The sequence below is a fragment of the Cupriavidus sp. JZ107 genome (assembly GCF_053903255.1).
The window spans coordinates 318642-334906 of the sequence record NZ_CP096481.1 but is presented as its reverse complement, the minus strand read 5'-3'; the positions used below and the strand labels follow the sequence as shown (position 1 = coordinate 334906).

General features: G+C 63.3%; 17 protein-coding genes. 12 read left to right on the top strand and 5 right to left on the bottom strand.

Annotation, left to right across the window (positions count from 1 at the left end; translation table 11 throughout):
- Positions 1-3 precede the first annotated feature (3 nt).
- The 3 genes from M1D55_RS11120 (at position 4) to M1D55_RS11110 (ending at position 4613) form a co-directional block, all read left to right on the top strand.
- Complete coding sequence (locus tag M1D55_RS11120; protein ID WP_456282180.1) at positions 4-1170, top strand: acyl-CoA dehydrogenase family protein; 1167 nt, start codon at positions 4-6, stop codon at positions 1168-1170.
- Between the two features lie 75 nt (positions 1171-1245).
- Complete coding sequence (locus tag M1D55_RS11115) at positions 1246-3021, top strand: long-chain-fatty-acid--CoA ligase (protein ID WP_456282179.1); 1776 nt, start codon at positions 1246-1248, stop codon at positions 3019-3021.
- 29 nt (positions 3022-3050) lie between these two features.
- Positions 3051-4613, top strand: coding sequence for a class I adenylate-forming enzyme family protein (locus tag M1D55_RS11110; RefSeq protein ID WP_456282178.1), 1563 nt, complete (start codon positions 3051-3053; stop codon positions 4611-4613).
- 282 nt (positions 4614-4895) lie between these two features.
- On the opposite strand, the gene ettA is transcribed toward M1D55_RS11110, so the two are convergent.
- On the bottom strand, positions 4896-6563 hold the full coding sequence (gene ettA, locus M1D55_RS11105) for an energy-dependent translational throttle protein EttA (protein WP_006575804.1): 1668 nt from the start codon (positions 6561-6563) through the stop codon (positions 4896-4898).
- Positions 6564-6705: 142 nt separating this feature from the next.
- On the opposite strand from ettA, the gene M1D55_RS11100 reads away from it, so the two are divergent.
- Together M1D55_RS11100 and M1D55_RS11095 are read left to right on the top strand one after the other, a co-directional pair.
- Positions 6706-6930: a hypothetical protein gene (locus tag M1D55_RS11100; RefSeq protein ID WP_053822632.1), complete on the top strand. Its 225-nt coding sequence runs from the start codon at positions 6706-6708 to the stop codon at positions 6928-6930.
- Positions 6866-7216, top strand: coding sequence for a hypothetical protein (locus M1D55_RS11095; RefSeq protein ID WP_456282177.1), 351 nt, complete (start codon positions 6866-6868; stop codon positions 7214-7216). The genes M1D55_RS11100 and M1D55_RS11095 overlap by 65 nt, the downstream gene beginning before the upstream one ends.
- 26 nt (positions 7217-7242) lie before the next feature.
- Here the strand turns inward: M1D55_RS11095 and M1D55_RS11090 are convergent, their stop codons facing one another.
- Positions 7243-8196 (bottom strand): HipA domain-containing protein, encoded by a 954-nt coding sequence (locus M1D55_RS11090; RefSeq protein ID WP_456282176.1) that lies wholly within the window; start codon positions 8194-8196, stop codon positions 7243-7245.
- On the bottom strand, positions 8196-8471 hold the full coding sequence (locus M1D55_RS11085) for a helix-turn-helix transcriptional regulator (RefSeq protein ID WP_456282175.1): 276 nt from the start codon (positions 8469-8471) through the stop codon (positions 8196-8198). Before M1D55_RS11085 ends, M1D55_RS11090 begins: the two co-directional genes overlap by 1 nt.
- A gap of 164 nt (positions 8472-8635) precedes the next feature.
- Between M1D55_RS11085 and M1D55_RS11080 the strand changes: the two genes are divergently transcribed.
- The gene (locus tag M1D55_RS11080) at positions 8636-9415 is read left to right on the top strand and encodes a hypothetical protein (protein WP_456282174.1); all 780 of its coding nucleotides are present in this window, start codon (positions 8636-8638) and stop codon (positions 9413-9415) included.
- A gap of 51 nt (positions 9416-9466) precedes the next feature.
- Here the strand turns inward: M1D55_RS11080 and M1D55_RS11075 are convergent, their stop codons facing one another.
- Positions 9467-10345, bottom strand: coding sequence for a glycosyltransferase family 2 protein (locus tag M1D55_RS11075; protein ID WP_456282173.1), 879 nt, complete (start codon positions 10343-10345; stop codon positions 9467-9469).
- Between the two features lie 172 nt (positions 10346-10517).
- On the opposite strand from M1D55_RS11075, the gene M1D55_RS11070 reads away from it, so the two are divergent.
- On the top strand, positions 10518-10760 hold the full coding sequence (locus M1D55_RS11070; protein ID WP_006575799.1) for a DUF2164 family protein: 243 nt from the start codon (positions 10518-10520) through the stop codon (positions 10758-10760).
- 79 nt (positions 10761-10839) lie between these two features.
- On the opposite strand, the gene M1D55_RS11065 is transcribed toward M1D55_RS11070, so the two are convergent.
- The gene (locus tag M1D55_RS11065) at positions 10840-11403 is read right to left on the bottom strand and encodes an ureidoglycolate lyase (protein ID WP_006575798.1); all 564 of its coding nucleotides are present in this window, start codon (positions 11401-11403) and stop codon (positions 10840-10842) included.
- 202 nt (positions 11404-11605) lie between these two features.
- Between M1D55_RS11065 and M1D55_RS11060 the strand changes: the two genes are divergently transcribed.
- The 5 genes from M1D55_RS11060 (at position 11606) to M1D55_RS11040 (ending at position 16223) form a co-directional block, all read left to right on the top strand.
- Entirely contained in the window at positions 11606-12937 is a 1332-nt protein-coding gene (locus tag M1D55_RS11060; protein ID WP_456282172.1) for an MFS transporter, read from the top strand.
- A gap of 130 nt (positions 12938-13067) precedes the next feature.
- Complete coding sequence (locus M1D55_RS11055) at positions 13068-13769, top strand: FadR/GntR family transcriptional regulator (protein WP_456282171.1); 702 nt, start codon at positions 13068-13070, stop codon at positions 13767-13769.
- 499 nt (positions 13770-14268) lie between these two features.
- Positions 14269-14784, top strand: coding sequence for a very short patch repair endonuclease (locus M1D55_RS11050; RefSeq protein WP_456282170.1), 516 nt, complete (start codon positions 14269-14271; stop codon positions 14782-14784).
- 39 nt (positions 14785-14823) lie between these two features.
- Positions 14824-15129, top strand: a complete 306-nt coding sequence (locus M1D55_RS11045; protein WP_456282169.1) for a ribbon-helix-helix protein, CopG family — start codon at positions 14824-14826, stop codon at positions 15127-15129.
- Entirely contained in the window at positions 15126-16223 is a 1098-nt protein-coding gene (locus tag M1D55_RS11040) for a DNA cytosine methyltransferase (protein WP_456282168.1), read from the top strand. Before M1D55_RS11045 ends, M1D55_RS11040 begins: the two co-directional genes overlap by 4 nt.
- Positions 16224-16265: the final 42 nt, after the last annotated feature.

The window sequence follows — 16265 nt, the reverse complement described above, 5'->3', positions numbered from 1 at the left end:
GCCATGACGATCCAGCATGCGCCGCGTCCGTGGATGGACAGCGAACTGCAGCTGCTGCGCGATACCGCGCGGCGCTTCTTCGAGACCGAATGCGTGCCACGCCAGTGCGCGTGGGTCGAGCAGAAGCATTGCGACCGCGACATCTGGCGGCGCGCCGGCGAGGTCGGCCTGTTGTGCACGGGCATTCCCGAGGCCTACGGCGGAGGCGGCGGCACCTTCCTGCACGAGGCGGTGATTTGCGAGGAACAGCAGCGCGCGCTGGTCACCAGCTTCAGCATCAACGTGCACAGCGGCATCGTCGCCCACTATCTGCTGGCCTACGGCAGCGAGGCGCAGAAGCAGCGCTGGCTGCCGGCGATGGCGCGCGGCGAGATGGTGGCGGCGATCGGCATGACCGAGCCCGGCGCGGGCACCGACCTGCAACGGATCAAGACCACGGCGATCCTCGGCAGCGACGGCCGGCACTATCTGGTCAACGGCGCCAAGACCTTCATCACCAACGGCTGGCACGCGGACCTGATCTGCCTGGCGGTCAAGACCGATCCCGATGCGCGCGCCAGCGGCGTGTCGCTGCTGATGATCGAAACGCGCGACCTGCCTGGCTTCCAGCGCGGCCGGCTGCTCGACAAGATCGGCCAGCGCGGCCAGGACACCGTCGAGCTGTTCTTCGACGGCGTGATGGTGCCGGCCGAGAACCTGCTCGGCAACGAGGAAGGCCGCGGTTTTCGGCAGCTGATGCAGCAGTTGCCGCGCGAGCGGCTGCTGATCGCGATCGGCGCCGCGGCGACGATGCAGCGGGCGGTCGACGATACCGTCGCCTATGTCACGCAGCGCCAGGTGTTCGGCGAACCGCTGATGGCGATGCAGAACACGCGCTTCAAGCTCGCCGAGTGCCAGACCCATGCGACCATCGCGCGCAGCTTCGTCGACGACTGCATCGGCCGGCTGCAGCGCGGCGAGCTCGATGTGCCGACCGCCGCGATGGCCAAGTGGTGGAGCACGCAGACGCTGTGCCAGGTCATCGACGAATGCCTGCAGCTGCATGGCGGCTACGGCTACATGAACGAGTACCCGATCGCGCGAATGTACACCGATGCGCGCGTGGGCCGCATCTATGGCGGCGCCAACGAGGTGATGAAGGAAATCGTGGCGCGGGCGATGGAAGACTGAGGGATCGGCGCATCGGGCGATTGGTGCGCGTCGCCGCAGAGCGACCGCCGGATCAATGACAGGAGACCAGCAGGCATGACATCCGAAGCAGTGCCTTCTGCAGTATTCCCAACGAGCCAATCGGAGCAGGCGGCGTGGTTCGGCAGCTGGCCGCGGGGACTGCCGCATCGCATCCGCGTGCCGCGCGTCACGCTGTGCCACAACCTGTCGGTGCAGGCCGACCGCTATCCCGACAAGCCGGCGATCGTCTTCTACGGCCGTGCGCTAAGCTATGCCGAACTGCGCCGCCAGACCGAGGCGCTGGCCGGTCATCTGCACCGCCATGGCGGCGTGCGGGCCGGCGAGCGCGTGCTGCTGATGAGCCAGAACTGCCCGCAGTTCGTCGTCGCCTTCCATGCGATCGTCCGCTGCGGTGCGGTGGTGGTCCCGGTCAATCCGATGTGTACCGCCAACGAGCTCGACCACTATCTGCGCGACAGCGGGGCGCAGGTCGCGCTGGCGGCGCAGGAACTGCTGCCGGCGCTGCAGCCCGCGCTGGCGAGCGACCGGTTGCGCCATGTGGTGGTGCACAACTATGCCGACGCCATCGATGCCGATACCGATCTGGACCTGCCCGACTGGGTTCGCTCCCCGCGCACGGCGCTCGACGATGCGCGCCTGACGTACTGGGGCGATGCACTGGACGCCGCGCTGCCCGCGCCCGATGTGCAAGCCAGTCCGGACGATCTCTGCGTGTTGCCTTACACCTCGGGCACCACCGGCCATCCGAAGGGCTGCATGCATACCCATCGCACGCTGCTGGCCTCGACCTTCTCCGCGGTGCTCTGGCGCGGCCTGCATGCCGAAGCGGTGGTGATGGGCGTGGCGCCGCTGTTCCATCTGCTCGGCATGCAGAACGCGATGCTGATGCCGATCGCGATCGGCGCGACGGTGGTGATGCTGCCGCGCTGGGACGCCGCCACCGCGGCCCGCCTGATCGAGCGCTATCGCGTGACGACCTGGGGCGCGCCGCCAGCGATGCTGATCGACTTTTTCGCGCACCCGGAAGCGAGCGCGCGCGACCTGTCCAGCCTGACGCTGCTGAACGGCGGCGGTGCCGCGATGCCCGAGGCGGTGGCCGCGATGCTGAAGTCCCGCTTCGACCTCGGCTATATCGAAGGCTATGGCATGACCGAGACCGCCTCCTTCCTGCACTGCAATCCGCTGCATCGTCCCAAGCGCCAGTGCCTCGGCATCCCGGCCTTCGGCGTCGACTCGCGCATCGTCGACCCGGCTACGCTGGCGCCGCTGCCGCCGGGCGAAGTCGGAGAACTGGTGACCAGCGGCGAGCAGCTGATGCTCGGCTACTGGAACGACGAGGCCGCGAACCGCGAGTCCTTCTTCGAGCGCGACGGCAAACGCTTCTTTCGCACCGGCGATCTGGCCAGCGTCGACGACGAAGGCTACTTCTTCATGCGCGATCGCCTGAAGCGCATGATCAATGTCAGCGGCTACAAGGTCTGGCCCGCCGAGGTCGAGACCATGCTGTACCAGCATCCGGCGATCCACGAGGCCTGCATCGTCGCGGTGCCGGACCGGCGGCAAGGCGAGTCGGTCAAGGCGGTGGTTGTGCTCAAGCCCGGCGCGACGCTGGAAGCCGCCGAACTGATCGCATGGTGCCGCGAGCGGATGGCGGCGTACAAGACGCCGCGGGCCGTCGAGTTCCGCAGTGCGCTGCCGAAGTCAGGTACGGGCAAGGTGCTGTGGCGGGAGATCCAGCAGGAGCAATGCCGTGCCGCTGAGATGGATGCGGAGTCGGAGCTTCGCGAAACCGACCGTGCCCGTCTCGACAGGCCGCTTCAGCAAACCTGATCCGTTGAGCGCTTCGGAGGCCCCACGCGATGTACCTGACCCAGGGACTGCACCGCGCGATACAGCGCCATCCCGGCAAGACCGCGATCTGCCATGTCGAAGACGGCCAGCCGCGCACCACCGGCTTCGCTGCACTGGGTACGCGCGTCGCGCTTGCCGCCGCGGCGTTGAAGCGCCACGGCATTGGCAGCGGCGACCGCGTTGCGCTCCTCGCGCAGAACGGTGACGGGCTGATCGCGATGCTGCTGGCGTGCTGGTGGCGCGGCGCGGTGGCGTGTCCGCTGAATACGCGATGGAGCGCGCAGGAGCTGCGCCACGCGATCGGAGATTGCGGCGCGCGCCTGCTGCTGCCGGATCGGCAGCTGACTGCGATCGGGGAGGAACTCCGCGACCTGGCCACGGTGGTACCGATCGAGACCTTCCTTGCCGACGCCGAGGCCGCAGCGGGCGAGCTCGAACCGCTCGACGATACGCGCACCGGCGGCGACGCGCTGGCCGCGATCCTCTACACCGGCGGCACTACCGGCCGCGCCAAGGGCGGGATGCTGTCGCATGCGAATTTCTGGGCGGCTTCGATTGCACGCGCCGCGGAGCTGAATAACGCGCCGGACAGCGTATCGCTGCTGGTCGCGCCGCTGTTCCATGTCGCCGGGCTGGGCCGGCTGATCGGACAGCTGATCGCCGGCGGTAGCTGCGTGACGCTGCCGCAGTTTCGGGCCGACATCGTGCTGTCGGCCATCGAGACGCATCGGATTTCCGACATCATCGTGGTGCCGACCATGCTGCAGTCGCTGCTCGATCATCCCGGCTTCGACGCGGCGCGGCTGCAGAGCCTGAACCGCATCGCCTTCGGCGCCGCCCCGATGCCGCCAGACCTGCTGGCGCGCGCACTCGAGGCCTGGCCCAACGCCGAGTTCTTCCAGGCCTACGGCATGACCGAGACCGCCGCCGCGGTCTGCATCAATCCGCCGGCCAATCATCGTCCGGGTCCCGGCGCCGAACGGCACCGGCATTCGGTCGGCCGCGCCGGCCTTGGCGCCGAGATCCGCGTCATCGATCCGCAAGGCAACGAAGTGCCGCGCGGCACCGTCGGCGAGATCGTCGTGCGCGGGCCGATGGTGATGCGCGGCTACTGGAACCAGCCGGACGCCACCGCGCAAGCGCTGCGCGACGGCTGGCTGCACACCGGCGATGGCGGCTGGATGGACGAGGACGGCTATCTGTTCATTGCGGACCGGCTCAAGGACATGATCATTTCCGGCGGCGAGAACATCTACTCGGCCGAGGTCGAGACCGCGCTGCGCGGCCATCCGCGCGTCGCGCAGGCCGCGGTGATCGGCGTGCCCGATGCCCGCTGGGGCGAGCGCGTGCATGCGGTGGTGGTCGTGGAGGACCGTGCTTCGCTGGCGCCGCTGGACGACGCCGCGCTGTCGGACGAGCTGACGCAGTGGTGCCGCGAGCGGCTGGCGGGCTACAAGTGCCCGCGCAGTTTCGCCTATGTCGATGGGCTGCCGCTGTCGGCCGCCGGCAAGGTGCTGAAGAATGAATTGCGGAAGCGGTATCGCGAGAAGGCGGGGCGCGCGGGAAGCTGACTGGATTTACGCGCGAACGGTCTCGCCAGGATAACCGCCCTGCCCTCTCCCCCACCCCTCTCCCACCAGTGGGAGAGGGGAGCCGGACGCGAGCCGTGACGATGATCACGAGCGCTGCCGGTATTTCGGGGAAGCCGGACGCGAGGCGTGATGAAGTTGAAAGCGCTGCCGATCTTCGGGGAAGCCGGACGCGAGGCGTGATGAACTTGAGAGCGCTGCCGGTGTTCTCCCCTCTCCCGCGAGGCGGGAGAGGGGCCGGGGGAGAGGGAAAGCGCTATCGCTTCAACGAGCGATCGGCTTGTACCGAATACGCTTCGGCTTGGCCGCTTCCTCGCCCAGACGGCGCTTCTTGTCGGCCTCGTATTCCTGATAGTTGCCGGCGAAGAACTCGACGTGCGAGTCGCCTTCGAACGCCAGGATATGCGTCGCGATCCGGTCCAGGAACCAGCGATCGTGCGAGATCACCATCACGCAGCCGGCGAACTCCAGCAGCGCGTCTTCCAGCGCGCGCAGCGTTTCGACGTCGAGGTCGTTGGACGGCTCGTCGAGCAGCAGCACGTTGCCGCCGGCGATCAGCGTCTTGGCCAGATGCAGGCGGCCACGTTCGCCGCCCGACAGCGTGCCCACGTGCTTCTGCTGGTCCGAGCCCTTGAAGTTGAAGCGGCCGATATAGGCGCGCGACGGCGTTTCGTAGCGGCCCACCGTCAGCACGTCGGCGCCGCCGGAGATTTCCTCGAACACCGTCTTGCTGCCGTCGAGCGCATCGCGGCTCTGGTCGACATAGGCCAGCTTGACGGTCGGGCCGATCTTGATCGAGCCGCTGTCCGGCTGTTCCTTGCCGGTCAGCATGCGGAACAGCGTCGATTTACCGGCACCGTTCGGACCGATCACGCCGACGATCGCGCCCGGCGGCACCTTGAAGCTCAGGTTGTCGATCAGCAGCCGGTCGCCGTAGGCCTTCGACACGTTTTCGAACTCGATCACCTCATTGCCGAGCCGCTCGCCGACCGGAATGAAGATCTCCTGGGTTTCGTTGCGCTTCTGGTATTCCTGGCTGTTCAGTTCGTCGAAGCGCGCCAGACGCGCCTTCGACTTGGCCTGCCGGCCCTTCGGATTCTGGCGTACCCATTCCAGCTCCTTCTTCAGCGCCTTCTGCCGCGCCGATTCGCTGGACTCCTCCTGCTTCAGCCGGTTTTCCTTCTGGTCCAGCCACGAGCTGTAGTTGCCCTTCCACGGAATGCCGTGGCCGCGGTCCAGTTCCAGGATCCACTCGGCCGCGTTGTCGAGGAAGTAGCGATCGTGGGTCACGGCGACGACCGTGCCCGGGAAGCGGGTCAGGAACTGCTCGAGCCATTCGACCGATTCGGCGTCCAGGTGGTTGGTCGGCTCGTCGAGCAGCAGCATGTCGGGGCGCGACAGCAGCAGCCGGCACAGCGCGACGCGGCGCTTCTCGCCGCCGGACAGATGACCGACCTTGGCGTCCCACGGCGGCAGCCGCAGCGCGTCGGCGGCGACTTCCAGCTGCTGCTCGGCATTGTTGCCGTCGCTGGCGGCCAGGATCGCCTCGTACTTGGCCTGATCGGCGGCCAGCTGGTCGAAGTCGGCGTCCGGCTCGGCGTAGGCCGCGTAGATTTCCTCGAGCTTCTTGCGCGCCTCGAACACCTCGCCCAGGCCGCCCTCGACCGCTTCACGCACGGTCTGCTCGGGATCGAGCTGCGGCTCCTGCGACAGATAGCCGATATTCAGGTTCGGCATCGGGATCGCTTCGCCCTCGATGTCCTTGTCGACGCCGGCCATGATCTTGAGCAGGGTCGACTTGCCCGAACCATTCAGGCCCAGCACGCCGATCTTGGCACCGGGGAAAAACGACAGCGAAATATCCTTCAGGATCTGACGCTTGGGCGGAACGATCTTGCCCACGCGATTCATCGTATAGACGTACTGTGCCATGCGGCTTATCCAGTGAAATGACGGTGTTGGAGGGGATGGCGCAGTGTAGCAAACCGGGCGCGGCCGCCGCACCCGATTGGTGCGGGCGCGGTATCATCATGCCCCTCGCCTCCGGGCCAATTTCCGCTTGCCGAATACCACCATGAGCCCCAAACCCGCCCGCACGCTGACCTTCAAGTGCAAGAAGTGCAACAAGCCCGTGACGCTATACCTGCAAAAGGTCTCCGCCTGCTCGCATATCACGCCGTACCAGGGCTTCTGCAAGTGCGGCGAAATGATGCGCCACGCCACCGGCGACAAGGATGCGGTCGCGTCGTTCGTGGAGTCGAACGATATTCATTGGGCGCATCATCACCATCATCATTGATGGCACGCCACGTTCAGGACGCGATACGGGCGGAGACCTTCCGCGTCGTGGACTGAATGAATCGCCCGAGGCGATCCGCGAGATCGCGCGCGCCATGCGGCAACGAGGGCAACGTCTGCTCTACCGCCCGCGCCACGGCGCCGGGCATCTTCTGCGCCAGTTCGGCCGCCTGGTTCAATACGAACCGCGGCTGCATCCCGAGAGTTTCCGCCATTGCCACCACGTGCTGGCGCCCTATCTCGCCCGGCCGATTTTCCCCACCGATCGAAAAAGCGAACTCGCCTGACAGGCCGGCATACAAGCGGGTGCACATCAGATCGTAGAACGGGTCAACCTCACGCCGTGTCCGGGCAGCAGGTACAGCGACAGGTTCTTCGCGTGGCTGTCGTTGTTGCCGACGTACAGGTTGAAGAAGATCCAGTTCAGGAAGTTTCGCAGGTCCACTGCTGACTGAACGCTGCGCTGCCGTATCAGGGCGGCACAGGCCGCAATGCCCGGGCCTCCCTCCTTTTCGTACTTCCGGTCGGAAGCGGTACCGGCCAATTGGCACAGATCGTACTGCACCAACCGTTCCAACACTCCATCCGGCCGCTGGTATCTATCAAAGCGCCGCACCACGCAAGCTCGCGTCATCGGCTCATAAAAGACATCGGCGGTAGGCAAACCACATTCGGCCGCAGTTCGCATCACGATGGTCTCATTCGCGGCGGAGTGCCATACCTTGGCAAGACGCTTGATGTCCGGCTTCAGGATGTGCGTCGACGGCGCGACGCCTCGAGGAAGACGCGGCACGCCGTCATCGAAGATCGCGAGGCTGGTCTTGTCCTGGGCACCGGCAAGGGAAATGCGCGCTCTGGCGCCTTTCAGATCGACCGCTGCCGCAGACGGCTGGCTCAGCGCCTCGCCCAGCGCTTGCCATGACGTCTTCTGATACGTGGGCGGTTTCGGCGCATCGCCTTCCGGCACGATGACGAAGGCGCCAGCCGTATCCCCGGCGAACTCGAGCAACATTGAAAACAAGGTCGATGCCTTCTTCTGCTGCGCGAGATAGTCGCGCAACTCGCCTTCGGGCAGCAGGTTCTCGAAGAACGCCTGCACCACCTCGGTGTCCTGCCGGCCTGGTATCAGCGGAATGGCGGCGACCGGGAATTGAACTTGCCGGCCAAGCCACGCCGGCGAGTAGGCGAAGGCCAAAGGCGCGGTATCGTAAATGGTCCCGACCACTTCATCGCCCAACAGGACGCTAAGCCGTTCTGGCCGGGCCATCACAAGCCTCCGCTTGTCTTCGGCTTCACCACTATTTCCAGACCGAGCAAGTCAATCAGGTCGAGAACCTTCTGCAATTGGACGGTTGGCTTGCCCCTCTCGAGGTCGACGACAAAACGGTTGCCAGTGCCGCCGAGTCCAGCGAGATCGGTCTGCTTCAGTTGAAGCTGTTCGCGACGTTGGCGGATGGCGGCGCCGAGTTCGGTTGAACTGTGGATGGCGACGGCGCCGGTCTCTAAATTACCGATCGGGAAGTCGAATGCCCTTTTCGCCATGTCGCGCCCCTGAAATTACCGTTCGGTAATTTTTGTACCAAATGGGACTATCGTCAAGCGATAAATTACCGATCGGTAATCCGCCGCACGACCAACGGAGAGGTGACCTTTTCTCATCAATAGCGGGATATAGTTCGGCGTCTTGATGACACAACAGACGCGCCATGGCGCCACACGACTCCAATCGACTTCCCGCAAGCGTGCTGGTGGCATCGCCGATCTACAACGATCAATGCTACGGCTCCTATACCCATTCGCTTCTGCAACTGCAGGCGGCGTTCTATCAACGGGGTATTGGCTTCGAGTATGCATGGACCAAGAGCTCGAGCCTGATCACCATCGCGCGCAATCTGCTGGTCAACTGGTTTTTGAAGCGAACGGCTTGCAGCCACCTACTTTTCATCGATGCCGACATGGTGTTTCGCAGCACCGATGTGCTGGCGATGCTGGAGGCGGACCTCGATGTCATTGCGGCGATGTGTCCGCGCAAGGAAATCCATTGGAGTAACGTCGCGGCCGCCGCGCGGAATCATCCTGACATGGCGCCTCATCAGCTCGCCAAAGTGTCGGCGTCCTATGGCACGTTTGAACTCGTTCGGCCGGAGCTTGGTATCAAGACCCACACGCCGGTGGAGGTCAATGGAATCGGCACCGGCATCATGCTGATCAAGCGGGGCGTATTCGAGAGAATGGCCACGGCGTATCCGGACGCGACCATGAAGTCGCCCGATCGCTCAAGCGATGAGCGGATCCACGTGTTTTTCGATCTTGGACGAGACGAGCACGGCGACATGCTGTCGGAGGATCTGATGTTCTGCAAACGGTGGCGCGACCTTGGCGGCAAGGTCCATGGTGCGCCGTGGTTCGAGGTCGGGCATATCGGCAGCCATGAGTTCCGCGGGAGTCTGTTCGATATTGCGGCCGTGCCCGGTGCAGCGCTGTAGTTTCCGGGAACGAATCAGATCGACGGCGTGAGAGGCTCTCAGCCCCGCCATTCAATCAAACGCCTGCACCGCCAGCAGCAGGATCACCGCCAGATAGCCCAGATGCATGCGCGTGCGCTGCCGCTTGTAGCGCCGCACCACGTCCGGCAGGAACAGCTGGCGCGCCATCTTGAAGCTGGTAATCGGATCGCCGACTACGTCCGCATAGACGTCCGTATTGTTGCGATAGATCGTCGCCAACGACTCGCGCTCATGGCCGCCCGATAACTGCTGCGTCGTTCGCGAACGCTTGCTGATGCGGTAGTAGAACAGCGGCGCATCGATCCGATGCACCTTCGCCTCGGAATCCAGCAGCCGGATATAGAACTCCCAGTCCTCGAAGCCGTGCTTCATCGCTTCGGAATAGCCGCTGGTCCGGTCGTACAACGCGCGCGGGTAGACCGCGCAGTTGTGGATCATGTTCTCGAACCGCAGTCGCTGATAGCTGTATTCGGGCAAGCGCCATTTGCCCTTCTTCGCGCCAAATCGCTTGACCTGGCAGTAGACCAGCGCGGTATCCGGCTGGCTGCGGAAATGCCGGATCGCGCGGCGCAGGTAGTCCGGATGGATCTTGTCGTCTCCATCGAGCGGCACGATGTATTCGCCGCCAGTCAGCCGGATGCCGAGATTGCGCGCCGACGCCACGCCGCCGTTCTGCTTGCGGATATAGGTGAAGCGGCGGTCCTTCTGCACAAAGGCCTGCACGCGCTGCGCGGTATCGTCGGTGGAGCCGTCGTCGACCACGATGCAGCGCCAGTGCCGGTAGGTCTGGCGCTGCACCGATTTCAGCGTGTCGGCGATCACGGCCGCCTGGTTGTAGCAGGGGACGATGATGGAGACTTCGGGTGGCGAATCGGTCCGCGAGCGGCGGATTTTGGAAAGAGACTTCAACAGCATCAAATGGGGAAAGCGGGTTCTGCGGTTGCGGCCAATGATCGCATATCCCCCGTGACGGGCCCGGAAACCGGGCATCGGTGTTCGGCGCGCTTGGCTTGGTTACCGCCCCCGCTCCGTCAGTTCGGCTCGATGGATTACATTCCTGAACTCGACCGAGGAGACATCGATGAGCCCGATGCAAAACGACAATTTCGACCTGATCAAGTTTTCTTCCGCAGTCCGGGATCTGCTCGACAGCGAGCTTCAGGTATCGGTCGGCAATATGGAAGTCGTCCCCTTTGCCGAGAAGCTGTACAAGCTGGTGCGATCGCAGGCCTACAACGAAGGCGTGCTCGACGCGAAACGCGTGATGGAGCGCAAGCTGACGGATGTTTCGGAGCAGCTCGATATCTTGCTGCAGTATCAGTAGCGCAATACGTCGGAGCGAAAGGCGAGGGCCCCTTCGCCTTTCGCTTCCCCGGGTTACGGCCAACGATACGGCGGGCAGCTCAGAACAGCGTGGCTTCGGTTCCCGATGCCTGTTCCAACTCTGTCTGCGACAAGGTCAGCCGCAGCGTGGCGCCCCCGGCCAGCTCCAGTTCATCGCAGTTATTGCCTGGCCCGCCACGGTCCACCACGATGAACCGGGCAACGCCTTCCGTCACGATCAGTGAGTGGTGCCACACGCCCTTCCGATAGTTGACGCCCTGCCGGCCATTGGTGACGAAGGCCCGCACCGCATGCGGTTCCACCGTGTCGCCAGGCGGCGCAACGACGACCAGGAACGGCGCATCCCCCAGCGGAATAAATGCCTGGCTGCCGAGCGGGTGCCGCTCGAACGAGGTCAGTGCCAGCGGCAGCGCATAGGGCTGCGACTCGAACAGATTGATCAGCGGCCGTCCGTCGTTCGAGGACACGTCGACTTCGGCAAGGTCATGAAAGCGATGACACATGCCCTGGTTGATGACGATGGGCGCGTGGCCATCGCTTTCGATGATGTCGCCAAACGGCGCGAAGGCGTCCGCGGTCAGCGGTTGCGCGATCAGGGGCAGTGAATCGGTGAGCAGCGGCATGGCAATTCGGAGTCGGGTTCGCATACTGGTCTTACCAGTATTACGGTATGAGTGTCCATTGTCAACGCACACTGACAACGGGTAAACGCCGATATATACGCGGATCGGCAAGAAGTTATCGTTGCGCCCTGACGCGTGGATCATACTGGTAATACCAGTTGAGATTCGACCCGGTGACACAACAAACACGAGGAGACTTGCCATGACACCCTACCAAGCCGGCCAGGCAATAACGCCGGCAGCCGAGGCCGACATCCCGGCCGTCGCGCAAGAGAACGCGCTGTACCGCAAGGTGGCCTGGCGACTGCTGCCGTTCTTGATGCTGTGCTACGTCGTCGCGTACCTCGACCGCGTCAACGTCGGCTTCGCCAAGCTGCACATGCTCGCCGACCTGCAGTTCAGCGAAGCGATGTACGGCCTGGGTGCGGGCCTCTTCTTCATCGGCTACTTCTTCTTCGAGGTGCCCAGCAACATGCTGATGCACCGGATCGGCGCCAAGGCGACCATCTCGCGCATCATGATCACGTGGGCCCTGATTTCGGCTGCGATGATGTTCGTCACCACGCCGACGCAGTTCTACGTGCTGCGCCTGCTGCTGGGCGCAGCCGAGGCCGGCTTCTATCCCGGCATGATCCTGTACCTGACCTACTGGTTTCCGTCGCACCGCCGCGCCAGGATGGTGGCGCTGTTCATGTGTGCCATTCCGGTGTCGGGCATCTTCGGCGGGCCGCTGTCGGGCTGGATCATGGAATCGATGCAGGGCGTATCGGGGCTGCGCGGCTGGCAGTGGATGTTCCTAATCGAAGCCATCCCTTCGCTGCTGGTCGGTGTCGCGGTGATGTTCTACCTCGACAACAACATCCGTTCCGCGAAGTGGCTGACCGAATCCGAGAAGGCCGTGCTCGAACGCAATATCGCGAACGAACGCCAAACCAAGGACGCCCATCCGACGCTGCGCGCGTTGTTCGCCGATACGCGCATCGTCAAGATGGCCTTCATCTGCTTCTGCACGGTGATGGGCCAGTACGGGCTGACCTTCTGGCTGCCGACGCTGATCAAGCAGTCAGGCGTATCGAGCGCGCTGCATATCGGCCTGCTGACCGCGGTGCCGTTCTCGGTCGCGGTCTGCTCGATGATTCTCGTCAGCCGCAGCTCCGACCGCATGCGCGAGCGCCGCTGGCATCTGATCGTGCCGTTCTGCTGCGGCGCTGCGGGTCTGATGCTGAGCGCCGTGTTCAGCGACAACGTGGCCTGGTCCCTCGCCGCACTGGCGCTGGCGGCAGGAGGCAGCCTCGCGACCTCGCCGCTGTTCTGGAGTCTGCCGACCGCGATCCTGTCGGGCGCCGGCGCAGCCGCGGGCATTGCGATGATCAACTCCTTCGCCAACCTCGCCGGCTTCCTGAGCCCGTACATGATCGGGCTGATCAAGGACGCGACGCAGAGCACCAACCTGGCGATGTTCGTGCTGGCCGGCGTGCTGCTGATGGGCGCCCTGCTGACGTACACGGTACCCGCCAAGCTGGTCAACAAGTAGGCGCCTGGGCGCGAGGGGAGCGGCGAGCCGCTCGGGTACAATCGTCTGCCTGAGCGGCGCCCCTCCGCTTCGTTGCGCGGCCAGTTCGTCCGCTGCTGCCTCGGCGCTCTTCCTCGTTCAGACATCAGGCATGTTCAACTCGACCGCAGTCGCCGCCAATGCCGCCCGGCTGATCCAGCAGTGGATCAACGACGGCACCTACCCCGCCGGCTCGCTGCTGCCCTCCCAGCGCGAGCTTTCCGAGCGCCTCGGCATCAGCCGGACCTCGCTGCGGGAAGCGTTCTCGACCTTGCAGGGATTGGGGCTCATCGTGGCGCGCCCCGGCAAGGGCGTGTACGTCGCGGAAGGCCCCGCGCCTTCCGCCCAGCCCTGGCGCTTCGCCGACTCCCATTCGCTGACCGATATCTACCAGCTGCGCTTCGCGCTGGAGAATTTCACCGCGCGGCTCGCTGCATTGGTGGTCGAGCCCGCCGATATCGACGCGCTGCGTGCCAACGCGGAAGCGATGCAGGCCTGCATCGAAGCATCGGACTTCACCCAGGCGGCGCAGCTCGATTTCGATTTCCACATGCAGATCATCGCGATCTCCGGCAATCGGGCGATCGCGGAGATCCTGCGCAACAGCGCGGAGATCATTCAGGAAAGCCAGCGCCTGCCGTTCTACAAGCGCGGCGCTCGGCGGGCTACCTTCAATGAGCACACGGCGATTATTGACGCGCTGGCTGCGGGCGATCCTTCACTGGCGCAGCGGGCGATGGCGGACCATATCGTGCAGGCGGCGCAGCGGGCGGGGGTGCATTTTCCGACGAGTTTGGATGGCGGCGGAGGGTGACGGCGGAATTCAGACTGTGGTCTTGAGGGCCGGAAAATGAAAAAGGGTCACGTGAATATTTGCGTGACCCTTTTGTATGTTTGGTGCCGGGCGCAGGACTCGAGCCCGCCGCCTGATGATTTGAAGTTGACCAACGTCCGTGTAACTGCTGGTAGCCGCAAAATTATCGTGGTGCTCTCTGCCGGCTAGCAAAATGGTAGGCGACAGTGTGCAGATAGACCGACGGCAGCATGGTTTCTGCGGCCCGCGGCACAAAACGGTACAGTGTGTTCATTTGCAAGGCTTGCTCGTCGCTGCAGCGCGCCGGGAAGAACTCGCCGCTCCATGTTTGCCATGTCGATGTCCAGTCGCGAAGTCGCATATCGAGTCAAGACCGAAGTTGGCAGCGTAGTTTAAGGCCCGCAATCGAGCTGTCCTACACCTGAATGTGATGCGCCTCAATTGAAGCGCCACCTAGCCACCGTCGCCTGCGTACACTGGCCCACCGCGATAGAAAACCATGCCCGCAGCATCCGGCGTGCTGGGCTTCGTGGAACCGATTGACGCAGGGCGTGACCAACGAATCCGCAAGCCTCCATTAGTTAGCCATCGCCTAGAACTTTGCATGGACACCCTTACACCTGAGGCAAGATCCCACCTCATGAGCCGGATCCGCAGCAAGGATACAAATCCCGAACGCATGGTCAGATCGATGTTACACCGCATGGGGCACCGATTCCGGCTACACCGCAAGGATCTCCCCGGGCGGCCGGACATAGTTCTCCCAAGACACAAGAAAGTTGTGCTGGTACATGGTTGCTTCTGGCATGGTCATTTCTGCAGACTTGCTCCTGGGTCGAAGTCCAATACACAGTATTGGTCCCCAAAAATCGAAGCAAACAGATCACGAGACGCGCGAAATAGAGCCGCTCTCATCAATCTAGGATGGGATGTCCTTGAATTGTGGGAGTGTGAAATCCGCGACGCGAAGCAGACAGAAGAGAGGCTTCGCAGCTTCATTCACCCGAACCCGTAGAGAGTCCCCGGGACCACTTAGCGTAGTTGTCGCCCCGGCATGCTTCTGCGGCGGCTTCTTCACCATAGTGGTGTAAAATGGTGCTTTAGCTTTTCAGACGGGAGAAGGGCCATGCGGAGTCACGCAAAACACCATGGCAGTGGCGCCCACGAGCGCACAATTCGCGCTTCCATCAGCTTTCCGGAAGAGCAGTACCAAATCTTGGAAAGGATCGCGGCCGAGAACAGGGTTTCCGTCGCCTGGGTCGTACGCGACGCGATCGGCAGCTACTTGAAATCCAGGTGGCCTCTTCTTCCACAAGGCACCGATACCGAAACTGCGGAGCAGAGAAGCGAAAAATCGTGAGCACTACTTTTGAACGAAACCATGAAGAGATCAGGGTGCTATCCCTATTCTCTGGTTGTGGCGGCATGGACTTTGGTGTGGAAGCAGCCGGCGGTCACGTCATCTTCTCGAACGACATACTGGGAGACGCCTGCAAAACTTTAGCAAAGTACTTCCCTGACTCCGATATTCGCAACGCGGACATTTCTGGTATCCAAGCGTTTCCCGACGCAGACATCGTTGTGGGCGGCTACCCCTGCCAATCCTTTTCCATGGCCGGCAACCGCGCTCCGGAGAAGGACGAACGCACGAACCTATACAAGCAATTCCTGCGCGTTGTTGGCATCGTTCGCCCCAAGTATTTTGTTGCAGAGAACGTGTCTGGCCTGAAGCAGCTAAGCAGCGGCACCTTCTTGAAGGAGCAGCTCGACGCCTACGATAAGGCCGGCTACAACGTCACGCATCAGGTCTTGAATGCCAAGGACTACGGTGTGCCGCAGGCGCGCAAGCGACTCTTCATCGTCGGAGTCAGGAAAGATTTGAATCAAGCCTTTGAGTTTCCGAAACCGACTCACGGCAAAGCAACCAAAGCTTCGGGCCCGCTCAAGCCCTATGTTTCGCATGGCGATGCTATCAAGGACCTACCGCTCTGGCCAGAGGGCGAATTCTATGAGCGTCCCCATGATCCCGAAGGCCACTTCTCCTGGTACTACATGTCCAGGAACCGCAAGGCGAAGTGGGCGGATCCGTCATTCACCATCGTTGCCAATTGGAGACACATCACCCTGCATCCGGCCAGCCCGGTAATGACCCTGACATGGTCAAACCTTGCAGATGGCTGGAAGCAGCGTTGGGACTTCTCCGACCGATACGAACACACCGAGGCCGATCCCGAGCGCCCGGTGTTGGACATGCCACGGCGACTCTCCTGGCGCGAGTGTGCGCGGATCCAGACCTTCGGGACCGGCTTTACCCCGGTCGGCGACACGGAGTCTAAGTTCACCCAGATCGGGAATGCTGTGCCGCCGAGATTGGCCGAAACCATATTTGCTCATCTCTTTTCCGGTTCCGGCCTGATTACGCTGGATGTCCAAGCCGCCCGCAAAGTCGCTTAGAACAGAGATGCACACGCCCGGTGGATCTGCACAAGGATTGCT